Genomic DNA, 22,471 nt, shown 5'->3' on the forward strand with positions numbered 1-22,471 from the left:
TGATGGCAGTCCAAATTGTTGTTAATTTATTAGTTTCAATTGTGTGGTTACTCATTTCAGATAGCTATACATTAAACAATTTCGTATTAGGTTATTTATTTGGTCTCATATTGGTTTATCTCCTTCATCGCGTAATGCCAGGAAAGTTTTACTTAATTCGTATATATAGAATGATTCGATTAGTCTTTATTTTCTTATTAGAATTAATAAAAGCTAATCTAGATGTCTTAAAAATCATCTTAAAGCCACAAATCACTAATAAGCCGGGATTCTTTGTATATCCAACAGATTTGAAGACAGACTGGCAAATAGTGTTACTTTCCAATTTAATTACATTAACACCCGGGACTGTAGTTCTTGGTATTAGTGATGATCGTACCAAAATCTATATACATGCTATTGACTTTAGTACAACCGAAGAAGAAGTTGAAGGAATAAAATCTTCTTTAGAAAAAGTTGTTAGAGAGGTGGGCGAAGAATAATGACAATTAAAACAATAATTATTATTGCATTAGTCATAGTCGTTTTATCAATGTTGGCTATGCTAGTTAGAGTTATTTTAGGACCCTCTCTAGCAGATAGAGTAGTTGCATTAGATGCCTTGGGTCTACAACTAATGGCCGTTATTGCACTCTTTAGTATTTTAATGAATATTAAATATATGATTGTAGTTATTTTATTAGTAGGTATTTTAGCCTTCTTAGGTACAGCCGTTTTCTCAAAATTCATGGATAAAGGTAAGGTGATAGAACATGATAGAAACGATAGTCATTAGTATTTCTCTTATCTTAATCATTATTGGAGCAATCATCAGTGCTGTAGCTGCTATTGGTTTATTAAGACTTGAAGATATCTATTCTCGTGCACACGCTGCTGGTAAAGCCGCTACATTGGGAGCAATGAGTTTATTAATGGGAGCATTTTTATATTTTATTGGTACTGAAGGTTATACAAACATGCAATTAATCATTGGTATTATCTTCGTCTTAATTACTGGCCCCCTATCAAGTCACATGATAATGAAAGCAGCTTATAATACAAATACACCTTATAGTAAAAATACTAAAGTTGACGAAATTAAAGAAGATTTAAAAGATAAAAAATTATAAATATTATTTGAAAAGGACCAATCGATAAAATCATACTTCGATTGGTCTTTTTAATAATCATTGATACTATTCTAGATTTGGGTAACTTTATCATTCACTACATCTATATCGAATCCTAAATCCTTTAACATATCATAATCTAATTGATTAGGTTGACCACCTGTTATTAAGTAATCACCTACAAATATAGAATTAGCAGCTTGTAACGCTAATGGCTGTAATGAACGTAAGTTAACTTCTCTTCCACCTGCAATTCGTATTTCTTTAGTTGGATTAATTAATCTAAACATTGAAATGATACGCAAACATTTCATTGGTGTTAATTCGTCCATATTTCCAAATTTAGTTCCCTTTATTGGATGTAAAAAATTTATGGGAATACTATCTGCATCAATCGCTTTGAGTGCTAAAGCCATATCTATAATATCCTCATTCGTTTCACCCATACCGCATATAACTCCAGAACAAGGTGAAATCTGGTTTGCTTTCATAACCTCAATAGTATTAACTCGATCTTCATATGTATGTGTAGTTACCACGTTATCATGATAACGTTCACTTGTATTAATATTGTGATTATAGCGGTCTACGCCTGCTTCTTTTAATTGTGAAGCTTGCTCTTCATTGGTTAAACCTAAGCATGCACATATTTTAAGTTGTGGATGTATAGTTTTAATTTCTTGTACGGTATCACAAATATGTTTAACTTCTTTATCACTAGGACCTCTACCACTCATAACAATACAATACGTTCCTATCTGATTTTCATAAGCCACTTTTGCCCCTTCTTTTACTTTCTCCTTATCAACTAAACCATATCTTTGCTTTTGTTTCATTTCTCTAGATTGCCCACAATAACCACAATCTTCAGGACATATACCACTTTTAGCATTAAGTATCATATTTAATTTTACTTTTTTACCATAGTAATGTTTTCTAACGATATATGCTTCATGTAATAACTCCAATGTATCTATTCTGTCGCTTTCGAAGATACTTAGCCATTCTTTTTTAGTAAAATTGTCTTCTTTCATAACTCTTTCTGATAATTTCATTCAATTTTCCCCCTATTATCATAAAATAAATCTTCTTTATGTATATATGAGAATCTAAATACTATTCTATTATAATGTAAACTAATTTATTTTAAAAGTTTACATTATAGCTATGGGTTATTATTTTCATGAAATTGTATTAGAAGTAGAAATGTGCTATAATTTTTAAATCGTAATAATTACGTTTTATATAGTAAATTAGAAAGCGAGTTGATAACATGCACTGGACAATTATTGGTGGTGGCATTCAAGGTACAACAATAGCTTTAAAACTAAGACAAGCCGGCTTATCATCTAACGAATTGACAATAATAGACCCTTATCCTTCATTATGTGAACAATTTAATACTTATACTCAACGTATTAGTATGCCATTTTTAAGATCTCCATTTGTACATCATATTCACCCTGAGCCATTTCATTTAAAACAATATGCTAAATTTAATCAATATACAGGTGCTACATACGGTCCTTATAAACGACCACAGCGTGATATGTTTATGCATCATACTCATGAACTTATCCATCAATATCATTTAAATGAGAGTCACATACAAGGATTTGTTAAACATATAAATCGAAAGCAACATCAATGGCAGTTAGAATTGGCAAACGGTCAAACCATTCAAACAGAATTTTTAATTATTGCACATGGTTGTAACCATCGCGCGAATATTCCACCTATGTTTCAGCAACAACCCGATGTCCAGCATATTTTCAACGAAGCGGAATCGCAAATAAATATTAATCAAACTTCTCATGTCGTGGGAAGCGGAATATCAGCCGCACATTTGACACTTAAATTAATTAATACTAATCATCAACGAACAATTCATTTATGGTTAAATAAAGATATTGAAATTCATGATTTTGACGCCGACCCAGGTTGGCTTGGTCCTAAGAATATGAAACATTTCTTAAATATCGAATCTTCACAGGAACGAATGAGAATTATTAAGGCAGAACGTCATAAAGGATCAATGCCTCACGAACTATATCTTCGTATTAAAAAACATGTAAATAATGGTCGTTTAGTTCTTCATAAAAATGAAATTAAAGATATTAAAGATCATCATATCATTACAACTCACAAATCGATTTATTATGACCATATTTTATTAGCTACTGGATTTGAAAATACTGTCATGAATCAACCTATTATCCAAGATTTAATTACTCAATTGAACGCTCCATTAACAAAATGTGGTTTTCCTAACATATCATATGAGTTAGAATGGTTACCTAATTTATTTGTAGCTGGTGGACTAGCAGATTTAGAACTTGGTCCCTTTGGTAGAAATATTATGGGCGGTCGAGAAGCTTCTGAAAGAATCTGTCATGCATATAATCGCATACTAAAAGAAAAAGTATCCTAATAAACAACAAATTACCCCTATAATTGAAATTATATTTCAACTATAGGGGTATATATTATTTATAAATTTATGAGATATATTTTACTTCAAAGCTTTAATTGCCATTGTCCCTCTCATAATACTAATTAGGTTATCGTTTTCATCTTTAATTTCAATATTCCAAACTTGTGTTGATTTACCTTGGTGGATAATAGTAGCTATTGCAATAACCTTTCCTTCTTTTACTGAATGGACATGGTTAGCATTCATTTCTAAACCTAATGGAATATACTCAGTCGTATCTATTAAATTCGCTGCTCCAAGTGAACAGGCAGTTTCTCCTAAGGCCAAACTCGCACCGCCATGTAAATATCCAAATGGTTGTTTCACTTTATCAGTAACTGGCATTGAAATAACTACTTTGCCTTCTTCTTCAATTTCAACATTCATTTCAAATGTTTCTAACAAATTGGTCAACTTAGAACACCTCTTTTTATACTATAATACCATGGCTGCTATCGTACCAAAAATAATCAATGGTATATTATAGAATAAAAAGTTTGGAATACATGTATCTCTAATATGGTCATGTTGTCCATCCATATTAAGTCCTGCTGTTGGACCTAAAGTTGAATCACTAGCTGGTGAACCTGAATCACCTAATGCACTAGCTGTACCTATCAATGCAATTAAAGCCATTGTATCTAAACCAATTGAAGAACCAAATGGAATAAATAATGAAGCAATAATTGGTATCGTCGCAAATGATGAACCGATACCTAGCGTAACGATTAAGCCTATAATATACATAATTACTATACTTAGTAATTTATGATCACCTGTAATACTTGTTAAACTTTTTACTAAGTTATCTATATCTCCAGTAGCATTCATGACACCAGCAAAACCATTAGCCGTCAATATTACAACACCTATATATGCCATAATTTTGATACCATCTACAAATTGTTCGTCTAATTCGTGCCAACTATATGCACGTGAAATGAAGAATACAAGAACACCTGCTAAAGCACCAAAAATCATTGAATCTGTTAATGTTTGAACAATAAAAGTTGCTAAAATCGCAATGATAGTAACAACTAAAATATATGGTTTTACTTCAGTTACGGTTGCTCTATCATTAATATTTCGCTCTTCATATTTTCTTGGTTTGCGGTAAACAATTAAACCTAAAATTAAACCAACGATATAGCCCATTGAAGGAATTATCATCGCTTTCCAAATCATATTAAACTCGATAGGATGGTGTGCTTTTTGAAAACCACTTTGAATAATTTGATGATATATTTGACCAAAACCATAAGGTATTAAAACATAAGGCCAACATAATCCAAATCCAATGACTAAACCAATGACTCTTCTATCAATATTTAAATCATTGAATAAACTTAATAATGGTGGGATAACAATTGGAATAAATGCAATATGTACAGGTATTAAATTCTGACTCATAATACTCATTGCTAGTAACGCAACGATAATAATTATTTTTACTTTAATTCTTGAAAGTCGACTATTTTCAGAGTGAATTGCATTAATTATTTTTCCAACTAAATAGTCTGTAATACCACTATAGGAAATTAATGCAGCAAATCCTCCTAATAATGAGTAGCTCAATGCGACTTCAGCACCGTCAACAATATTCTTCCCAAATATACTTATAACTTTTTCAACACTCATACCAGATAGTATGCCGCCAACAAGTGCACTAATAAATAAACTTATAACGACATTCAATCTACACAAGCATAAGATAATCATTAATATAACAGCTATAACTACTGCATTTACCATAAGCAAAACCATCCTTTATCACTCTATCGAACTAAAGCGTTTATGGATAATATCATAGCAATTCAATAATATAAAGTCAATATAAAAATAAAACCAATTGCATATTATAATTAACAACAAGAAAGGAGGTTCAAACCTCCTCCCTTAATAAACTAATTCATTGTTTTCAACCATTCTATAATAGTAGGAATCATATAACCGGTTGGTCCCTTTGGTCCTTTATAAGACATTTTATTTATAGTAGCTGGTCCTGCGATATCAAAATGCATATGCGGAATTGATCCACTAAAATGACTAATAAAGGATGCTGCAAATAAAGCTTTTCCTTGTCCATTCGTATGATTAACTAAATCAGCTACGTCGCTATTTTTTATTAATTGTCTTTCAGTTTGAGTAATAGGCAGCTCAAATACTTGTTCATCAACATTTTTAGCCAATTTTAAAATTTCTTGTAGCTGATTAGAAGCATCTGATTCAAATGCAGCAGCTTTATCTTCACCTAAGGCTACAATAGCTGCACCTGTTAATGTTGCAAAATCTAATATAACTTGTGGCTTAAATTGGGTAGCAAAGGCTACAGCATCACCCAATACTAGTCGCCCTTCTGCATCGGTATTTAGAACTTCAACGGTTTCACCATTAAACGCTGTGTATACATCATCAGGTTTCATAGCTTTTTCATTTATCATGTTTTCAGCTGAAGCAATTACACCAATAATATTGATAGGAAGTGCTAATTGATGAGCAACCTTTATCATTGCAACAACATTAGCTGCACCACACATATCGTATTTCATTGTTTGCATGCCTGTTTTACTTTTAATGCTATAACCACCGGAATCATAAGTAATTCCTTTACCAACTAATGCGATTGGATCTGCATCATCTTGACGACCTTGATAACTTAACGTAATGAGTCTTGGACTATGAATAGAACCTTTTCCTACTGCATGTAATAATCCAAATCCTTCATCTTGTATAGTTTGTCCATCTTTAATCTCAACACTAACTGACGTATCTTTAAATAGCTTATCTACACTTTCGGCAAAATATTGTGGAGTTAAAATATTAGGTGGTATTTGGCTAAAGCCACGTGCTATATTAATTGATTCACCTAAAATTTTACCTTCTTGTATCATTGATTCTATATCTTCATGTCTTTGACTTACGCTTATATATAAATTAGGTTGATATGGTGAGCGTTTATCAGATCTATAATTATCAAATTGATAAATAGATTGTTCACTTTGTAATCCCAGTGTTTTAGCTATAATACTGTCATCAATATACTTATTTAAAAATGATGATAATATTAACTCCGCTTCAGTAATAAATTCTTGTTTTAAATATTGAAATAAATTTCCCCATATTTTTAAAAAATCCGCATAATTCAATTGTTTGATATTACCTAAGCCTACTGTTATTAATCTTTTAGGTTGTTCTTGAATATATATGATTGAAGTCGCAATTTTTCCAATGCCACCTTGGATAATATGATTTTGCTTTAATGTTTGTAAATCTTCAATTAATGATTGACCATTATAATTTATATTTTCTAATTGATTTATATGTTCAGGGATCCCAACGATAATATTATGTATATCGTTGGGAGTCGTCGAATTAAAGTGAATTTTCATAAGCGTTTCCTCCTTTTTTATTTTGATTCATTTGTAAATCATTTTATATCATTTCAAAATAGAAAAAATGACTATTACTGAAATAACTATTTAGTGTTTTATTTACAAATCATCTTTTCTTAATAAGCATACAAAAAAGCCTCCAAACTATTAAGTAAGGAGGCTTACATTATTATAAAAAGTTAGAATTTACCTTTTTTGAATGCTAGACCTATGCCACCGATTTTGAATACGGCACGAGTGTCGATAACTTTTTTCATGAACGCTGCTTTTTTACCAGTAATATCTTTACCGTAAACAATACCTACACCGTCATGTGAACCTAATGAACATACTGTACCACGGTCAACATATTCAAATTCTTCTTTAGCTTCACCATTTAAGATATGTTTGATGTTTTTAGCAACATGTTCACCTTGTTGCATTGCAATTTGTGCTGTTGTTGGTAATGGACGTTCTTCACCAGCAGGAACGAATGCAGAACAGTCACCAATAACAAAGATATCGTCATGACCTGCAATTGTAAGATCTTGGTTAGTAACAATACGACCACGTTTAACGCCTTCGAAAGATTCTTCCATTAAGTGGCTTCCACGTACACCTGCAGCCCAAACTGAAGTGCCTGCTTCTAATTGTTGTTTTTCACCATTGATTTCAACAACAAATCCTTTTTCATTACATGCAACGATTGGTGTAGCGATTTTGAATTCAACGCCACGGTTTTCTAAGTAGTTTACTGCATGATTAACTAAGTCATCTGAGAACATTGGTAACATTTTAGGTGCCGCTTCAACACAAGTTACTTTAACTTTGCTTTGATCGATACCATATTTGCTACATAATTCAGGGATTCTGTCAGTTAATTCACCTAAGAATTCTATTCCAGTGAATCCTGCACCACCAACTAAGATGGATAAATCATTTTCATCTTTCTCTTTAGAAGCTGCATAATTAGCAAATTTATCTTCAATATGACGAGATAATTGACGTGTAGTTAAAACGTTTTCGATTTGGAAAGCGTAATCTTTCATACCATCAATACCAAATGTTTCACTAACAAATCCTAATGCTACAACTAAAATGTCGAAGTCATAGATACCTTTGTCAGTTTCTACTTTTTTAGCATTACGGTCAATTTTAGTAACTTCTGCTTTTACAAAGTTAACTTTGTCTTTTTTCAATACACTTTCAACTGGGTATAATAAATCTTCATAATTAATTGTACCTGCTGAAGCTTCATGTAACCAAGTTGCTTCATAGTGATAATCATTTTTGTTGATTAAAGTAATTTCTGCTTCTTCTGCAGAAACTTCTTTTTGTAATTTAGTAACAGCTTGTAAACCTGCATAACCTGCACCTAAAACTAATACTTTTTTACGTTCTTGAGCCATTATTTTCACCTAAGCTTTCATAATATTTTAACTCTAGTGTAGCATAACTAAAAATGATTAAACTTAAATAAGTAACACATTTTAAAACTACGACACACAATAATTATTACGTCTTTTTCATCAAGCTATTTCTCGTGAAGTTCACAGAAAAGACAATATTAAATCCAAGTTTAATTCTATAGCTTTTGTACAATATTTTCAAGCGACAATAGTGCACTTTGTGAAAAATTTAATTTATTAAATTAATTGCTGTATATCGCTTTAACAATCTTCCGGGTTTCCTGCAACTTTAGCTGTTCTAAATGAACTACCACAACCACATGAAGCAATAGCGTTTGGATTATCAATTTGGAAACCGCCGCCCATTAATGATTGCTTAAAATCGATTGTCGTACCATTTAATACTGGGGCATCATGTTTATCTACTAACACTTTTAAACCAAAGAATTCTAATATTTCATCATTTTCGCCTGGTTCAGCTTCTGCTGACATGCCATATGTTAAACCCGTACATCCGCCACCATTAACTTTAATTTTTAAATAGCCATCGGGCATATCATTACTTTGTAACATATCTTTAACTTCATAAGCTGCTGCTTCAGTTAATATAACTGTTTGCATAATCATAACCTCCTATAATAAGTTCGTGAAATCATTTTCTTCTATATGTTTATATATATTATTTAACAAATCGTCCGGTGTATCTCCTTCAACAATATCACCATCGACAAGTGCGTACAAGCCGTCGGAACATATACCGCAGTTTTGTAAACATCCATATTCTAAAACATCTATATCAGGATCATTTTCTAATTTTTCATAAACTACATCCCCACCTTTAGCCATATTGGAAATGCAGAATTCAACTAACGGAAACATACGACACCCTCTCTAAAATAATAGTTATAATATTATAACAAACTACCAGTTGTTATGACTATCTTTGAGCTTAAAATGTTAAAAATAGAAATTTTTACAAATAAAACAATATATTCAATTTCATTCGATATATGTTTGTAGTCAATTTGAAAAACCGATATAATAATCATATAAATACATAGTCTATAAAATAAGATGTTAAGGGGTTATTCTTTTCATCATTTTAAGGGGCATAATTGCATAAAATGACATTAAATAAGTGTCTTTCTAAATCAATTGCACACTTATTTATAACAAGATTTTTAGGATAAAGGGGTATACTAAAATGAAAAATATTGTTTTATTAGGCGGGGGTTACGGTAATATGCGCATCATGTCTCGTATATTGCCTAATTCATTACCAGATGGTTATAGGTTAACATTAATCGATCGTATGCCATTTCATGGCTTAAAACCTGAATTTTATGCACTAGCTGCTGGAACAAAATCTGACAAAGATGTTCGTATGGAATTTCCTGGAGATTCTAAAATGAATACTGTCTATGGGGAAATTAATGAGATTAATTTAGATGAACAAATTATTTCAGTAGGTAATTCAAAAGTCGATTATGATGAGTTAGTGATTGGTTTAGGTTGTGAAGATAAATATCACAACGTTCCAGATGCTGATACATACACACATAGTATTCAGACACTATCAAAGGCTCGCGAAACATTCCATAGTATTAGTGAATTACCTAATGGGGCTAAAGTTGCTATTGTCGGTGCTGGTTTAAGCGGCATTGAGTTAGCAAGTGAGCTAAGGGAAAGCCGTGCTGATTTGGAAATTTTATTATACGATAGAGGGTCTCGAATCCTAAGAAACTTCCCAGAAAAATTAAGTAATTATATTGCAAAATGGTTCTCTAAACATAATGTAACAGTTGTACCTAACTCAGTTATTGATAAAGTTGAACCAGGTAAAATATATAATAATGGTGTTCCTGAAGATGTAGATTTAGTTGTGTGGACAGCAGGTATTCAACCAGTTGAAGTTGTTAGAAATTTACCAATTGATATTAACAATAATGGTCGTGTTATTTTAAATCAGTATCATCAAATTCCAACATACAAAAACGTTTATGTAGTTGGGGATTGTGCAGATTTACCGCATGCACCAAGTGCTCAATTAGCAGAGTTACAAGGTGAACAAATTGCTGATGTCATGAAAAAACAATGGAATAATGAGCCTTTACCTGAAAAAATGCCAGAACTTAAAGTTCAAGGCTTCTTAGGTTCACTTGGTGATAAACAAGGATTCGCTTATATCATGGATCGTACCGTTACAGGTAGACTTGCTTCCATCCTTAAATCAGGCGTACTTTGGTTATATAAATATCATAATGGTTAAAAATATAAATTAAGACAGCCTGGGACATAAATCAATGTCTCAGGCTAAAATTTTATATTGGCAGTAGTTGACTGATTTGAAAATGCACTTGTATCAAGCTTTTTTCAATTATAGTCAACCTTGCCGGGGTGGGACAACGAAATAAATTTTGGAAAAATGTTATTTCTGTCCCACTCCCTCTTTTTCTATAGATAAAAATTAGACATTTTAATATTTAAAATGTTGCTCCACAAATTGTGTTATTTGTTTCGTTTGAATATATCCATCTGCCACATACTCATCGTTCATAGTAATTAATGGATAAAATAATTCATCTTCTTGAATACGTTCAATAAATTGTTGATCATGATCTGTTAAATTTTCTGTATCTTTTTCAATATCGATATATGTAAATTCAAATTGATGTTGTGGAAATTTTCGCTTAAGTAATGGTTGTAACCAATCGAATGTATCTTTTGATGTCGGTGCATTAACACAACTCGCACATACAATATCTGCCCCATAAACAACAACACTTATTTTAGTCATTGAAATCCCTCGTTTTGATTTATAGATTTTTCGTTCTTAATCTATTATAATGTACTAATAATGATAATGAAATAATATACTTGAAAGGAGACATATCTCATGCCTACTGAGAATGCGACAATGTTTGATCAAGTAGCTGAAGTTATAGAACGTTTACGTCCATTTTTATTACGTGATGGCGGCGACTGTACATTAGTTGACGTTGAAGACGGAATTGTTAAATTACAACTACATGGTGCTTGTGGTACATGCCCAAGTTCTACAATTACTTTAAAAGCTGGTATTGAACGTGCTTTACACGAAGAAGTACCTGGTGTTATCGAAGTTGAACAAGTATTCTAATTTGTTTACAAGTAATTATTTACTTTGTTTTACATATTATGAAAATCTTCATATATTATAGATATTTAAGACATAGTAACCACTCAGATGGATTGAATTCAATCATTTGAGTGGTATTTTTATGTCTCTGAAATTTTGGATTTGTTTTATTTTTATTAAAGTTAATAAAATCATTCTTTTTTCGTTTCATCATTATAATAATGGCATTCGAATAGATCTATGATGGCTTTTAAATTATTGTCCACGTATTTATCTTTGTGCTTAGTAAGGTAGAAATTACGAAACACGTCTAACTCGATAGAAGCAAGCACTTCTTTTGGTTCTTTTTCTAATACTGATTTAGAAATTACTGTAAATCCCTTACCTGCTTTTACCATATCTACTATCACTTGATTTGAATTAATTTCCACCAAATAAGGATGCAATTCTAATCTAGTTAATCCAATTTCCTGATACACCCTTGTTCCAGATCCTTGTTCTCTCACATAACATACTTGATTCTTATCAAAGCCTATTTGCCTATTATAAATTAAAACCATTTCATCTTGGGAAATACATGCTAAATCAAGTGTGTTATCTTGAATTTCACGTTCAATAATGCCAATATCAACAATATTATGTTTTACATTATCTATGACCGTATCTGAATTCATTAAATAAGCATTAACATGTAAGTCTGGATATTCATTAGCAACTTTAATTAATTTTTCAGATAAATATTGTTCGCCGTATGTGTAACTACTACCTATCGATATTGATCCAGCAATAATATTAAGGTCATTTTTTAGATCATGCCATAACTCTTGTTCAATATTTTCACGTTGCAACGCATAACGTAGAATCTTTTCTCCATCTGATGTTAAACATATTGTTGGCCGAGTAAACTCAAAAATTTTAACATTATATTTTGCTTCTAATCTTTTAATATCTCGACTAATCGATGGTTGAGATGTATATAGATTCTCGGCCGCTTTAGTAAAATTAGCTGTTTTGACCACTTCTATTAATACTTTGTAAGGATCCATGTACTTTCTCCTTGTTCTATACTCATTTATATTTTTAATATGATTATAACAAATTTGATATAGATAGTATGTTAAATATTTATTTAACGATATAATTATGTAATGCTAAACTTTTCGTAAAGGAGGAACATGTCATGAATAAAATTAAGGATAAGCACTTTATTATAGGTATCTTATTTACATTTATCATCGCAATCATAAGTCTTGTATTATCTAAATTACCTGTCCTTAGTCAAATTGGCGGTTTATCAATCGCAATTCTTATTGCTATACTTTATCGACATTTCAAAGGATATCCAGAAGATTATAAAAGTGGAATAACATTTTCATCTAAATACTTATTAAAAATTGCGATTGTCTTTTATGGTCTCAAATTAAATATCGATGAAATATTAGGACATGGTGGTCAATTATTATTAATGGATGCGTGCGTTATTGTTTTCAGTATCCTATTCACCTATTTTATTAGTCGCATAGTAAAAGCAGATACTTCAATAACAACATTATTAGGCGTTGGTACTGGTATCTGTGGTGCAGCCGCTATCGCAGCAATAGCACCAATTATAAAATCAAGAGACAAAGATACAGCTATTAGTGTCGGCATCATTGCATTAGTAGGGACTGTCTTCTCATTAATTTATACATTTATTTATTCAATCATTCATATCTCCCCTGTACATTTTGGTATTTGGTCTGGAACTAGCCTTCATGAAATTGCACAAGTTGTTTTGGCTGGTAATTATGCTGGGGTAGAATCTCTTAAAATAGCTTTATTAGCAAAATTAGGACGTGTATTTTTATTAATTCCAGTTATATTAATATTTATTTTTATTGTGAAATTTAAGAATAAAAATGATAAACAAGCACACCATATTGATTTTCCGTATTTTTTAATTGGATTTATATTAATGGCATTAATCAATACATATATTCCTATCCCTCACGCATTATTAAAAATAATAGAGGTAGTAACTAATATTTTCTTATTAATGGCAATGGTTGCATTAGGATTAAATGTATCATTCAAAGATTTAAAATCAAAAGCTTTAAAACCGTTATTCATAATTATTTTTGTATCTATTTGTTTATCAATTATAAGCTATTTTATTTCTACTTCTTTATTCTAAAAAATACGCCTTTCAAGTATACTTCGATGAACTATTTGTCATCTTAGATTCTTGAAAGGCGTTAATTATTAATTTGATTCTTTTTGTTTGTGTTTGTCTTTATCAACTTGAGGTTGTTTTTTGTCATTCATATGTTTGGCAATTTGTTGATCTACATAGACCCAACCTTTCCAACCAATATGAACCGCGTCACTAATGACATATTTTTCATAATCTTTATCAGTCATATCGTATATTTTACCGCCATTATCAACGACAGTTGAATGAATTTTTTTGTACACTGCTTGGCGTCTATCACTATCGATACCAATATGATCATACCATTTACCATTTGATGGGATACTTACATATTGTACATCTGCGCCAGCTTTATTCATTGTTTGAACAAGTAATTTTAAATCTTGGAACTCTGGAGAATTAACGTTAAATTCATAATCACGATTTATTTTACGTTTATTTTCTTTGATCAGTTTCCAATATGGGTCTCTAATATGATAATCATTAGTTTTGGTATTATTTTTACCAATTACTTCTGCTTTGTCTTTCATTTGGCCCCATGATGCTTTTTCATCAGTTGCAGGTTTAACATGAGATAAAGGTGGTTTAGTGATAGAGAATAATGATTTAATTGCTTCAATCTTAATTAATTGATTTTCTTTAAATGCTGAAATATAGTGACCTGATACATTATGTGGATCTTTAGCAACTTTTCTTAAATACGCTTTGTTATGTACATGCGGGAATTGCAATAAACGTTTGGCATAACGTTGTTTCAATTCAGCAGGCATATTTTTTTGATTAAACATCGTGTTAATTTGATTTTGAGACATACGAGCATCAAAGTTTTGGTTTGTTAATCCATGATTAGTAAACCATTGTGGTGAGATAATAAAAGTTAATTTTTTACCTTTTAAATTATCATACTGAGATGCAAGTTCTACTGCATTAATTAAATCTGTTGACCCACCAGTGCCTAGTAAAAATACTGGTTTATCTGAATTGTGCTTATTTAACGCAATTGCTGGATTAAATGGATCATCTTTACCTAATTCACTTGAACCATAAACTGGATAATATTTATCCGACTTATATAGTTGATTTTGAATGAGCATGCCTTTTAATACTTGATCTGTTAATGAAATTCTATTATTAGCAAGCGTTTTATCATTAATTAGCCCTGTAAATAATTGTGCGGGTAACAGAACAAATATAATAAATATAACGCCGCTAATTAGAATGGGTAAAAAAGGTTTTAATTTCATCGTAGTTCTTCTAATGCTTCCACAATTTTATTTGGTGTAGCCCACTCATCACGATCAAAGTCCATAATAGAAACTTCGATATCTAATTTATTTTGAATTTCTAATAATAAACCTACTGTTTGGAAAGAATCAATAATACCTTCTTCGAAAATTTCTACATCTGGATTTTCTTTTACAATATCGTTTTCTGCAACCTCTGCTAATAAGTCTAATACTTGTTCTCTAAATTCCATAATTAATTACTCCTTTATTAAATAAATTTACCTGAGAAAATTAAAAAGCCGAACGTTACAAAATGGAATGTGATGACAACACTTAACGCGTTAGTCCATTTATTTTGCCAACGTGAAGGATGATTTTTTCTCCATTTTTCATAATAACCATAACCTATAAATAATGCTGCATGGTATAAGCCATAAATAATATAATAAACTTCTAATCCGTGCCAAACTCCCATGATAAAGAAATTAAGGAAGAAAGCCATGTTTGACATAGCCAATTGACTCTTAAACATCTTCTTACGAGACATATAAAATAATGATCTCATATAAATACAGTCTCTAAACCAAAATGATAAAGTCATATGCCATCTATTCCAGAAATCTTTAATATTTTTAGATTGGAAAGGTTTATTAAAGTTTGGTGGTGTTTTAATGCCATATAAATAACTGAGTGCTATAGCAAATAAACTATAACCTGCAAAATCAAAGAATAGATAGAAACTGTATGCATACATATATAACCACATGTGTGTAAATCCATGTAAATTCATTTGCAGTGGGTTAATCGCATATACTTGAATGAAGTAAGCGATAATATATTTATACAAGAAACCTAACATAATCATGTGAATTGCTTTTAACACTAATTCTCTATATTCCCCACCAGTAGGTACCTTTTTATCATCTTTAACAAAACGTTTATATCTATCAATTGGTCCAGATGAGATAGTTGGGAAGAATGAGATAAATTGAATTAATTTGCCAATTTTGATTTCTTTAATTGAACCATCTCTGATTTCCATGATTAGTTGAACACTCTTAAAGGTAACGTATGAAATACCTAAGAAACCAACGAATTCAATTAATTTACTTTCATGGAAATGAATTTGATGCCCACCTAACCATGTACTTTGTAATACTTTAACTAGTGCTAATGGCAATATTGACAGAACCATGATAATCACAAATTTTGAAAAAGTATTATTCTTTTGTCTAGATTTATAATAAAACATGATTAAGCCAACTTGCCAAATAACATATATGATAAAACTGATTAATTGAACACTTAAATACTTTTGACCAAACAAATTATGTTTATCTGATGAAAATATCAGTATAACCATTATTGCTGTCGTAATACCGTTATATATATAGCTTCGCTTACCTAAAAAGCCAAGAATTATAACAGGAATTAGTACAATGAATGAAATTAAGAAGAATGTAAACGTGCCATAAGGTATCATCCGTTAACAACCTCTGCAATCTTCTTACGATCTAGTTTACCATTAGATGTAAGTGGTAATTGCTCCATCCAAACAAACTTTTGAGGAATCATATATTCTGGTAAGCGCGTTTTAAGTTCATCTTTGATGTTCTTTGTCATTTGTCTATCATCTTCTACTTTTTCAGTTGCAACAACAGCTCCTATAAGATGAGTTACTTTGTCATTTTTATAAACAGGAACTACAATAGCTTCTCTAATTAGTTCAGAATCTCGTAATTGTGATTCTATCTCTTCCAATTCCATACGGTAACCATTCAATTTGATTTGGAAGTCTATACGACCTTGAATAAACCATAAACCATCTTCTTCTTTAGCTTTATCTCCTGTGTGATATGTTCTCACTCTATCTTCAAAGTTAAACACGGCAGCTGTTTTTTCTTCATTTTTTAGGTAACCAACACTTACACTTTGACCTTGAATGACTAATTCACATTCATCAGTTGTCGTTAATTTAGTGCCAGGTCTTGAAACACCTACTGGAAGTGGATTATATTGCTTAAGAATCTCTGGCGTAATTTGTATACTAGTCACCGCTACAGTAGCTTCCGTAGGACCATAAGTATTGTATATAACACCATTAGGGAATCTATCAACTAATGCTTTAGCTGTTCTGTGTCCAAGAATTTCTCCACAGAAAAAGAAATGATTTAAACTACCATATTGTTCTTCATTTAATGTTGGTAGTAATAAGCACATTTCAATAAATGATGGCGTAGAAACCCATATATTAATCGGCGTAGCTAATAACATATCATTTAATAGTTTTGGTTTTTTAATCATGTCTTTATCAACAAGATTTAAAGTGCCACCAGAAACTAAACATGGGTAAATTGCCATAACTGATAAATCAAATGAAAATGGCGCTTGGTTCAACCATTCTTTCCCATTACCTAATTGATTCAATGAATTCATCCATTCAGCAAATTCAACAAGACTAGCGTATTCGATCTGAACACCTTTTGGCTCACCTGTAGAACCTGATGTGAAAATAGTATATACAACATCATTATCCTTCATTTGACTATCAAAAATAATTGAGTCTTGTGAATTAACAACATCTTCAATCGTAATCATCTGTACATGTTGATGATCTAATTCACAATCGGTTGTGTTAAAAATATATTCTGGTTGAACTTTATCGATTATCATCTTCACTCGCTCTTCTGGTACAGATGTATCGATAGGCACATAGCCGCAACCTGCTTTAATCGCACCAATCATACCTACAATCATATAAGGTGACATATGACCAAATAAAATCATAGGTTGTTGACTGCCTTGTAATCGATGTGCAAGCTTACTAGAAGCTTCATCTAATTGCTTATATGTTATTTCATCAGTCGTATGTCTAACTGCTACTACATCTGGTTGTTCTTTACTCAATTGACTGAGAATATTAATAATATCTGTCATAGTTTTCTCCCTCATTAAAATTCATTATAAATGAAGTTATTATGTGTATCTCCACTACCATATATTAAATATAAAGCGATAAATATTGCTAAATATAATAAAGTTAAAAGATACGGCTTCATTGCTAGGTAATATTTATTCGTAGGTTCCTTACCTTTAGTTTTCATTGGGCAACTCTCCTAAAATTTACTTATCATAAACCAAAGTTCTTAATCGTCTGTATTCAATGTAAATAATTTTAATATATAATAGCCGTTTTATATTTTTTTACAATTCATTATACTCATGTTTCGAATAAAATTCAAAATTATTTTTAGCATAAAAATTTAAGTTAATTACTCCAAGTTGCGTAAGCTATAAATATAGTATGAGCATATTACTTATTGAATAATATTATTTTAAATCTTACATTGTAATTAAACAATTACAGACGGTATAACAAAATTGTTAGATTGAGCTATTTTAAACATAATAAAAAGCCTATCTATTTAATTAAACTAAATAGATAAGCTTAAATTATAATTAAAACTATGAATTTACTGGGGTAATTGCAGATTTATTATTTAATACTGCTTTAATATTATCCACGCATAATTGAATCATATTATTCCGTGTATTTTCAGATGCACTACCAATGTGTGGAAGAATCACAGCATTAGGCATTTTTAATAGTGGATGATCCATAGCAATTGGTTCTTGTTCTAACACGTCTAAACCGCATGCTAATAACTGTCCTTTGTTTAAAGCATTTACTAAATCTTCTTCATTTACAATGGCACCTCTACCAATATTGATAAATATTGAATCAGATTTCATTTTTTCAAATGCGGATGCATTAAATTTATGTTTGGTTTCATCTGTTAAAGGTGCAGTACATACCACAAAGTCACTTTCTTCAAGTAATTCATCAAATGAAACCCATGTAGCACCCAATTCGTTTTCAGTCGCTTCTTGTCTTGAACGATTATGATATAAAATCTTAGTATTAAAGCCTTTCAAACGTTTAGCAAAAGCCTTACCAATATCTCCCATACCAAAAATACCAACAGTTGAACCATATACGTCTTTACCAGATAATAAATATGGCCCCCAACTTTTCCATTGTCCTTCTTGAATATATTGTTCAGCTTCTACAATGCGACGAGCAGTTGCTAACATAAGTGTAAAACCTAATTCCGCAGTCGTTTCAGTTAAAACTTCTGGTGTATTAGTCACAGTGACACCTTTTTGTTTGGCAACATCAATATCTATATTATCGAAACCAACAGCCATATTGGCTACTACCTTTAAATTTGGTGCTTCATTTAAGCACGTTTCATCAATTTTTTCACTTAAAGTAACAAAACAAGCTGTTGCATCTTTGATAGATAATAAGAATTTTTCTCTAGGCATGGGTATAAATTCTTCATTCCATACTTCGACTTCTGCAATTTCTTCTAACTGTGCTATAAACTTTTGAGGAATTTGACGTGTTACAACAATTTTGTTCAATCTTTGAGCCCCTCTCACCAAGTTAATTTGTTAATTCAACAATTGTTTCATTTAAATCTTTAAAAGAATATGTTGGTGGAATATCTTTTGTCTGAATTTCTTCTAGTGTAGTCACACCTGTTTGAACATGAATAGTATCGATACCAACGTTTATACCAGACATAATATCTGTGTCATACAAGTCTCCAACCATGGCCACTTCTTCTTTATTAAGTTGTAATAGTTCTAAAGATTTATTCATAATTATCGTTTCTGGTTTACCAATAAACTGTGGTTGTACTCCTGTAGATACTGATACCACACTTGTAATTGCACCATTACCTGGTAAGAATCCTCTTTCTTTTGGTATAGAAACATCAGGATTTGTTGAAATAAATGTTGCTCCTTTTCTGACAGCAAGTGTTGCTATAGCAAGCTTTTCATAAGTAACATTTTCATCAAGTCCGATAACAACATAATCAACATTTTCATCATTTTTAACTACTAGACCCGCTTCAGTCAATGCAGAATGTAGACCTTCACCGCCTAACATATAGACAGATGCACCTGGAGATTGTTCAGAAATATAATCTGCTGTTGCTAAAGCTGATGTAACAATTTCATCAGGTGTTGCGTCGATATTCATTTCATGCAATTTATCTGCAACTTGATCTGGCGTCTTGGTAGAATTATTTGTTACATATAGATGTGGAATTTGATGTTCATTTAAATAATCGATAAATTGACTTGCACCATCAATTTCATCAGTTCCTTTATACATCGTCCCATCTAAATCTATTAAATATGCCTTGTATTGCTTCACTATTTGTTCTCTCCTTTGCCAAATGCAGTAATTGGAACATTTTCATTATTTAAAAATTGAATAACTTCATCAATAAATTGTTTGTAGTAAGGTATTGCTTGATCAAATAACGGTTCAATTTCATTAGTATCAAGTTGAATATAGTTATGTGCAAATTGCTTTCTTACATCTACAGTTTTATTAATATTTTCTTGAGTTTCTTTAGAAATAACATTTTCTAATTCTAAAATATCAATCACGTCTTTATAGTTACCAGGATCTCTTAGAATAAATCCATCAATAATCATATTTCCAATATCTACTGATGATTCAATTAACATTTGTGCGATTCTTTCAAAAGCATAATGATTATCTTTGTTTTGATTATAATCTTCTGTTAATTGTCTTAAGTAATTTAGTTTTTCTGAAAGTTTATCTTTATCTACAAAATACATTTCCTAATCACCTCTTATTAACTTTATAATATCATAATTTTGCAGTACACTTCATTTCTCGTTATACTTATGCGTAGTATATTTCGTTTAAAGGGGTTCTACAAATGATTGATATGTATTTATATGATGATGAAGAACAAAGCCAAGTTCAATTTGTTGGATTTGTTGGTGAACATAGTCGATATGACTTAATGCTCGTTCAAACAGACCGACATTATGGTAAAACTTTGGTATTGAATATGCAAACTAATAAATTTGGTATTATTGGATCTGATGATATTGAAGAAGAAGGTTATATCGCTCATATTTTAGGTGTATCTGAAGAAGAAGGCGATGAAATCATTGAATACCTTAATGAAGTGATTCAATAATAATTTTGATATAAATAAAAAGTAAATCTCCCTCCATGTACGTTAATGTATTTGAAGGGAGATTTTTTATATTTGTTATTATAAATTAAAATTGATAAATCACTTTTCAGTATCTTGGATAGTTGGTTGTATTTTGACATCATGTAATTTATCATCTTGATCAATAACGGTTAAGTCTTCTGCTTGTTGTTTCACTTCATTTTCTGATAAATGTTTAACTACAAAATAGGGACATCCAAAATTACAATATTCTAATAAATAATCTTGTATACTAGAGAATCTTTTACTAATTTCTGCTTTTTTATTAGTATCCTTAAAGAAACCTTTTAATCTTAATTGGTCATAACCAAAATCTCCTACTACATAGTCATATTTATCTAAAATATCAGAGTATCTATTTGCGAATATTTCTTCATCGAAACAATCTCTATAATCTTCTATTAATTCAAAATACTGTTGCTCTACTTTTATCATAATTTCACCTAATCTATTTCACGATATATTATATCGCTATTTTAACAACACTATATATTTTCATTTAAATCTTTAAACTATTTAGTAAAAACAAGAACCACTTTATTTATTTTCATAAAAAAGTGGCTCTACAGATTGTATATTATTAACTATTTAATTGCTCTTCACCTTGACGTTGTCTTTCTTTGGCAGCTTCGTTAACTTGTTCATCTGCATGGTAAGAACTACGTACTAACGGTCCAGATTGACAATGTTTGAAGCCTTTATCCATAGCTACTTTTCTCATTTTACCGAATTCTAATGGCGTGTAGTATTTTTCAACTTTTAAATGTTTACGAGATGGTTGTAAATATTGACCAATTGTTAAAATATCTACATCATTGGCACGTAAATCATCCATTGTTTCATAAATTTCTTCCATTGTTTCCCCTAAGCCAACCATTAAACTTGATTTTGTAGGAATATCTGGCTGTAATTCTTTAGAACGACGTAAGAATTCTAATGTTCTATCATAAGTTGCACGAGCACGAACTCTTGGTGTCAAACGACGAACTGTTTCAATATTATGATTTAAGATATCAGGTTTAGAAGCCATTAATGTTTCTAATGCTTCATAATCCCCACCCATGTCTGAAGGTAAAATTTCAATTGTAGTGAATGGGTTTCTTGCTCTAACTTTTCTAACTGTTTCAGCATAAACGTTTGAACCTGCATCACGTAAATCATCACGTGCAACTGCTGTAATAACAACGTGTTTTAAATTCATTAATTCAACTGATTCTGCTACACGTTCTGGTTCATTTAAATCTAATTCATTAGGTAAACCAGTTTTAACTGCACAGAAACGACATGCACGTGTACATACAGCACCTAAAATCATAAATGTAGCTGTACGTCTTTCTCCCCAACACTCATGTATATTTGGACACTTTGCTTCTTCGCAAACAGTGTGTAAATTCTTTTCACGCATCATTTTCTTAAGGCCAGTATAATTCTCGTTCGTGTTCAGCTTAATTTTCAACCAATCCGGTTTTCGTAGTATTTCCTCATTTTTAGTAGCCATAA

At 30.9% G+C, this 22,471-nt stretch carries 27 protein-coding genes; 8 read left to right on the plus strand and 19 right to left on the minus strand.

The genetic code is table 11. The features are described from left to right. The first annotated feature begins 2 nt into the window (after positions 1–2). Genes mnhE1 through mnhG1 form a run of 3 tightly spaced genes read left to right on the plus strand, consistent with a single transcriptional unit; the run spans position 3 to position 1,109 of the window. Positions 3–482 (plus strand): Na+/H+ antiporter Mnh1 subunit E, encoded by a 480-nt coding sequence (gene mnhE1 / locus LFT63_RS04315; protein ID WP_026083494.1) that lies wholly within the window; start codon positions 3–5, stop codon positions 480–482. Beyond that, positions 482–775: a Na+/H+ antiporter Mnh1 subunit F gene (gene mnhF1, locus LFT63_RS04320; RefSeq protein WP_017637437.1), complete on the plus strand. Its 294-nt coding sequence runs from the start codon at positions 482–484 to the stop codon at positions 773–775. The genes mnhE1 and mnhF1 overlap by 1 nt, the downstream gene beginning before the upstream one ends. Then, positions 753–1,109, plus strand: a complete 357-nt coding sequence (mnhG1, locus tag LFT63_RS04325; RefSeq protein WP_017637438.1) for a Na+/H+ antiporter Mnh1 subunit G — start codon at positions 753–755, stop codon at positions 1,107–1,109. The genes mnhF1 and mnhG1 overlap by 23 nt, the downstream gene beginning before the upstream one ends. Positions 1,110–1,180: 71 nt before the next feature. On the opposite strand, the gene bioB is transcribed toward mnhG1, so the two are convergent. Beyond that, complete coding sequence (gene bioB / locus LFT63_RS04330; RefSeq protein ID WP_029055595.1) at positions 1,181–2,164, minus strand: biotin synthase BioB; 984 nt, start codon at positions 2,162–2,164, stop codon at positions 1,181–1,183. 218 nt (positions 2,165–2,382) lie between these two features. Between bioB and LFT63_RS04335 the strand changes: the two genes are divergently transcribed. Further along, a complete protein-coding gene (locus LFT63_RS04335; RefSeq protein ID WP_029055596.1) occupies positions 2,383–3,540 on the plus strand; it encodes an NAD(P)-binding domain-containing protein in 1,158 nt (385 codons plus the stop codon). 81 nt (positions 3,541–3,621) lie between these two features. Here LFT63_RS04335 and LFT63_RS04340 read toward each other — a convergent pair whose 3' ends face one another. From LFT63_RS04340 to LFT63_RS04365, 6 genes are all read right to left on the minus strand, one after another. Continuing rightward, on the minus strand, positions 3,622–3,996 hold the full coding sequence (locus tag LFT63_RS04340; RefSeq protein ID WP_340768080.1) for a PaaI family thioesterase: 375 nt from the start codon (positions 3,994–3,996) through the stop codon (positions 3,622–3,624). 21 nt (positions 3,997–4,017) lie between these two features. Then, a complete protein-coding gene (locus tag LFT63_RS04345; RefSeq protein WP_029055597.1) occupies positions 4,018–5,334 on the minus strand; it encodes a Na+/H+ antiporter family protein in 1,317 nt (438 codons plus the stop codon). Between the two features lie 152 nt (positions 5,335–5,486). Further along, on the minus strand, positions 5,487–6,971 hold the full coding sequence (locus LFT63_RS04350) for a M17 family metallopeptidase (protein ID WP_340768082.1): 1,485 nt from the start codon (positions 6,969–6,971) through the stop codon (positions 5,487–5,489). Between the two features lie 182 nt (positions 6,972–7,153). Then, complete coding sequence (locus tag LFT63_RS04355; RefSeq protein WP_017637444.1) at positions 7,154–8,362, minus strand: NAD(P)/FAD-dependent oxidoreductase; 1,209 nt, start codon at positions 8,360–8,362, stop codon at positions 7,154–7,156. Between the two features lie 261 nt (positions 8,363–8,623). After that, positions 8,624–8,983: a HesB/IscA family protein gene (locus tag LFT63_RS04360; RefSeq protein WP_017637445.1), complete on the minus strand. Its 360-nt coding sequence runs from the start codon at positions 8,981–8,983 to the stop codon at positions 8,624–8,626. A gap of 12 nt (positions 8,984–8,995) precedes the next feature. Continuing rightward, entirely contained in the window at positions 8,996–9,241 is a 246-nt protein-coding gene (locus LFT63_RS04365; protein WP_017637446.1) for a YuzB family protein, read from the minus strand. A gap of 325 nt (positions 9,242–9,566) precedes the next feature. Between LFT63_RS04365 and LFT63_RS04370 the strand changes: the two genes are divergently transcribed. Next, on the plus strand, positions 9,567–10,631 hold the full coding sequence (locus tag LFT63_RS04370) for an NAD(P)/FAD-dependent oxidoreductase (RefSeq protein ID WP_123186352.1): 1,065 nt from the start codon (positions 9,567–9,569) through the stop codon (positions 10,629–10,631). Between the two features lie 207 nt (positions 10,632–10,838). Here the strand turns inward: LFT63_RS04370 and LFT63_RS04375 are convergent, their stop codons facing one another. Next, a complete protein-coding gene (locus LFT63_RS04375) occupies positions 10,839–11,159 on the minus strand; it encodes a YuzD family protein (protein ID WP_017637448.1) in 321 nt (106 codons plus the stop codon). A 99-nt stretch (positions 11,160–11,258) separates the two neighbouring features. Between LFT63_RS04375 and LFT63_RS04380 the strand changes: the two genes are divergently transcribed. Beyond that, positions 11,259–11,501, plus strand: coding sequence for a NifU family protein (locus LFT63_RS04380; protein ID WP_002433501.1), 243 nt, complete (start codon positions 11,259–11,261; stop codon positions 11,499–11,501). A gap of 170 nt (positions 11,502–11,671) precedes the next feature. Here LFT63_RS04380 and LFT63_RS04385 read toward each other — a convergent pair whose 3' ends face one another. Then, the gene (locus tag LFT63_RS04385) at positions 11,672–12,526 is read right to left on the minus strand and encodes a LysR family transcriptional regulator (RefSeq protein ID WP_017637449.1); all 855 of its coding nucleotides are present in this window, start codon (positions 12,524–12,526) and stop codon (positions 11,672–11,674) included. 134 nt (positions 12,527–12,660) lie between these two features. On the opposite strand from LFT63_RS04385, the gene LFT63_RS04390 reads away from it, so the two are divergent. Further along, positions 12,661–13,653 (plus strand): YeiH family protein, encoded by a 993-nt coding sequence (locus tag LFT63_RS04390; RefSeq protein ID WP_017637450.1) that lies wholly within the window; start codon positions 12,661–12,663, stop codon positions 13,651–13,653. Positions 13,654–13,721: 68 nt separating this feature from the next. On the opposite strand, the gene dltD is transcribed toward LFT63_RS04390, so the two are convergent. The 8 genes from dltD to LFT63_RS04430 form a co-directional block, all read right to left on the minus strand. Further along, positions 13,722–14,915: a D-alanyl-lipoteichoic acid biosynthesis protein DltD gene (gene dltD / locus LFT63_RS04395; protein ID WP_340768086.1), complete on the minus strand. Its 1,194-nt coding sequence runs from the start codon at positions 14,913–14,915 to the stop codon at positions 13,722–13,724. Next, a complete protein-coding gene (gene dltC, locus LFT63_RS04400) occupies positions 14,912–15,148 on the minus strand; it encodes a D-alanine--poly(phosphoribitol) ligase subunit 2 (RefSeq protein WP_017637452.1) in 237 nt (78 codons plus the stop codon). The genes dltD and dltC overlap by 4 nt, the downstream gene beginning before the upstream one ends. Before the next feature lie 17 nt (positions 15,149–15,165). Further along, a complete protein-coding gene (gene dltB, locus LFT63_RS04405) occupies positions 15,166–16,380 on the minus strand; it encodes a D-alanyl-lipoteichoic acid biosynthesis protein DltB (RefSeq protein ID WP_340768088.1) in 1,215 nt (404 codons plus the stop codon). Then, positions 16,377–17,834: a D-alanine--poly(phosphoribitol) ligase subunit DltA gene (gene dltA / locus LFT63_RS04410; RefSeq protein ID WP_029055603.1), complete on the minus strand. Its 1,458-nt coding sequence runs from the start codon at positions 17,832–17,834 to the stop codon at positions 16,377–16,379. The genes dltB and dltA overlap by 4 nt, the downstream gene beginning before the upstream one ends. 14 nt (positions 17,835–17,848) lie before the next feature. Next, positions 17,849–18,001, minus strand: coding sequence for a teichoic acid D-Ala incorporation-associated protein DltX (locus LFT63_RS04415; RefSeq protein WP_017637455.1), 153 nt, complete (start codon positions 17,999–18,001; stop codon positions 17,849–17,851). Positions 18,002–18,362: 361 nt separating this feature from the next. Then, entirely contained in the window at positions 18,363–19,325 is a 963-nt protein-coding gene (locus LFT63_RS04420) for a 2-hydroxyacid dehydrogenase (protein ID WP_029055604.1), read from the minus strand. Between the two features lie 22 nt (positions 19,326–19,347). Next, positions 19,348–20,127 carry a TIGR01457 family HAD-type hydrolase gene (locus LFT63_RS04425; protein WP_017637457.1) on the minus strand — a complete coding sequence of 260 codons (780 nt, stop codon included), beginning with the start codon at positions 20,125–20,127 and terminating at the stop codon, positions 19,348–19,350. Further along, positions 20,127–20,561 (minus strand): DUF86 domain-containing protein, encoded by a 435-nt coding sequence (locus LFT63_RS04430; protein WP_029055605.1) that lies wholly within the window; start codon positions 20,559–20,561, stop codon positions 20,127–20,129. Before LFT63_RS04430 ends, LFT63_RS04425 begins: the two co-directional genes overlap by 1 nt. A gap of 104 nt (positions 20,562–20,665) precedes the next feature. On the opposite strand from LFT63_RS04430, the gene LFT63_RS04435 reads away from it, so the two are divergent. Next, positions 20,666–20,932: a DUF3055 domain-containing protein gene (locus LFT63_RS04435; protein ID WP_017637459.1), complete on the plus strand. Its 267-nt coding sequence runs from the start codon at positions 20,666–20,668 to the stop codon at positions 20,930–20,932. Between the two features lie 99 nt (positions 20,933–21,031). Here the strand turns inward: LFT63_RS04435 and LFT63_RS04440 are convergent, their stop codons facing one another. Next, on the minus strand, positions 21,032–21,406 hold the full coding sequence (locus tag LFT63_RS04440; protein WP_017637460.1) for a YutD family protein: 375 nt from the start codon (positions 21,404–21,406) through the stop codon (positions 21,032–21,034). A gap of 145 nt (positions 21,407–21,551) precedes the next feature. Next, positions 21,552–22,469: a lipoyl synthase gene (lipA, locus tag LFT63_RS04445; RefSeq protein WP_340768091.1), complete on the minus strand. Its 918-nt coding sequence runs from the start codon at positions 22,467–22,469 to the stop codon at positions 21,552–21,554. Between the last annotated feature and the right edge of the window lie 2 nt (positions 22,470–22,471).

The sequence above is a fragment of the Staphylococcus sp. FSL H8-0121 genome (genome assembly GCF_038008425.1).
GTDB classification, from domain to species: Bacteria; Bacillota; Bacilli; order Staphylococcales; family Staphylococcaceae; genus Staphylococcus; species Staphylococcus pasteuri.

Bases quoted from the DNA above. Each gene is read 5' to 3' on its own strand.
- LFT63_RS04360 (WP_017637445.1), bottom strand. From the start codon at position 8,983: ATGCAAACAGTTATATTAACTGAAGCAGCAGCTTATGAAGTTAAAGAT.
- LFT63_RS04355 (WP_017637444.1), bottom strand. From the start codon at position 8,362: ATGGCTCAAGAACGTAAAAAAGTATTAGTTTTAGGTGCAGGTTATGCA.
- LFT63_RS04390 (WP_017637450.1), top strand. From the start codon at position 12,661: ATGAATAAAATTAAGGATAAGCACTTTATTATAGGTATCTTATTTACA.
- mnhG1 (WP_017637438.1), top strand. From the start codon at position 753: ATGATAGAAACGATAGTCATTAGTATTTCTCTTATCTTAATCATTATT.
- LFT63_RS04415 (WP_017637455.1), bottom strand. From the start codon at position 18,001: ATGAAAACTAAAGGTAAGGAACCTACGAATAAATATTACCTAGCAATG.
- dltD (WP_340768086.1), bottom strand. From the start codon at position 14,915: ATGAAATTAAAACCTTTTTTACCCATTCTAATTAGCGGCGTTATATTT.
- LFT63_RS04430 (WP_029055605.1), bottom strand. From the start codon at position 20,561: ATGTATTTTGTAGATAAAGATAAACTTTCAGAAAAACTAAATTACTTA.
- LFT63_RS04345 (WP_029055597.1), bottom strand. From the start codon at position 5,334: ATGGTAAATGCAGTAGTTATAGCTGTTATATTAATGATTATCTTATGC.
- bioB (WP_029055595.1), bottom strand. From the start codon at position 2,164: ATGAAATTATCAGAAAGAGTTATGAAAGAAGACAATTTTACTAAAAAA.
- mnhE1 (WP_026083494.1), top strand. From the start codon at position 3: ATGGCAGTCCAAATTGTTGTTAATTTATTAGTTTCAATTGTGTGGTTA.
- LFT63_RS04380 (WP_002433501.1), top strand. From the start codon at position 11,259: ATGCCTACTGAGAATGCGACAATGTTTGATCAAGTAGCTGAAGTTATA.
- LFT63_RS04350 (WP_340768082.1), bottom strand. From the start codon at position 6,971: ATGAAAATTCACTTTAATTCGACGACTCCCAACGATATACATAATATT.
- LFT63_RS04370 (WP_123186352.1), top strand. From the start codon at position 9,567: ATGAAAAATATTGTTTTATTAGGCGGGGGTTACGGTAATATGCGCATC.
- dltB (WP_340768088.1), bottom strand. From the start codon at position 16,380: ATGATACCTTATGGCACGTTTACATTCTTCTTAATTTCATTCATTGTA.
- dltA (WP_029055603.1), bottom strand. From the start codon at position 17,834: ATGACAGATATTATTAATATTCTCAGTCAATTGAGTAAAGAACAACCA.
- LFT63_RS04365 (WP_017637446.1), bottom strand. From the start codon at position 9,241: ATGTTTCCGTTAGTTGAATTCTGCATTTCCAATATGGCTAAAGGTGGG.
- LFT63_RS04375 (WP_017637448.1), bottom strand. From the start codon at position 11,159: ATGACTAAAATAAGTGTTGTTGTTTATGGGGCAGATATTGTATGTGCG.
- LFT63_RS04440 (WP_017637460.1), bottom strand. From the start codon at position 21,406: ATGATAAAAGTAGAGCAACAGTATTTTGAATTAATAGAAGATTATAGA.
- lipA (WP_340768091.1), bottom strand. From the start codon at position 22,469: ATGGCTACTAAAAATGAGGAAATACTACGAAAACCGGATTGGTTGAAA.
- LFT63_RS04435 (WP_017637459.1), top strand. From the start codon at position 20,666: ATGATTGATATGTATTTATATGATGATGAAGAACAAAGCCAAGTTCAA.
- LFT63_RS04385 (WP_017637449.1), bottom strand. From the start codon at position 12,526: ATGGATCCTTACAAAGTATTAATAGAAGTGGTCAAAACAGCTAATTTT.
- dltC (WP_017637452.1), bottom strand. From the start codon at position 15,148: ATGGAATTTAGAGAACAAGTATTAGACTTATTAGCAGAGGTTGCAGAA.
- mnhF1 (WP_017637437.1), top strand. From the start codon at position 482: ATGACAATTAAAACAATAATTATTATTGCATTAGTCATAGTCGTTTTA.
- LFT63_RS04335 (WP_029055596.1), top strand. From the start codon at position 2,383: ATGCACTGGACAATTATTGGTGGTGGCATTCAAGGTACAACAATAGCT.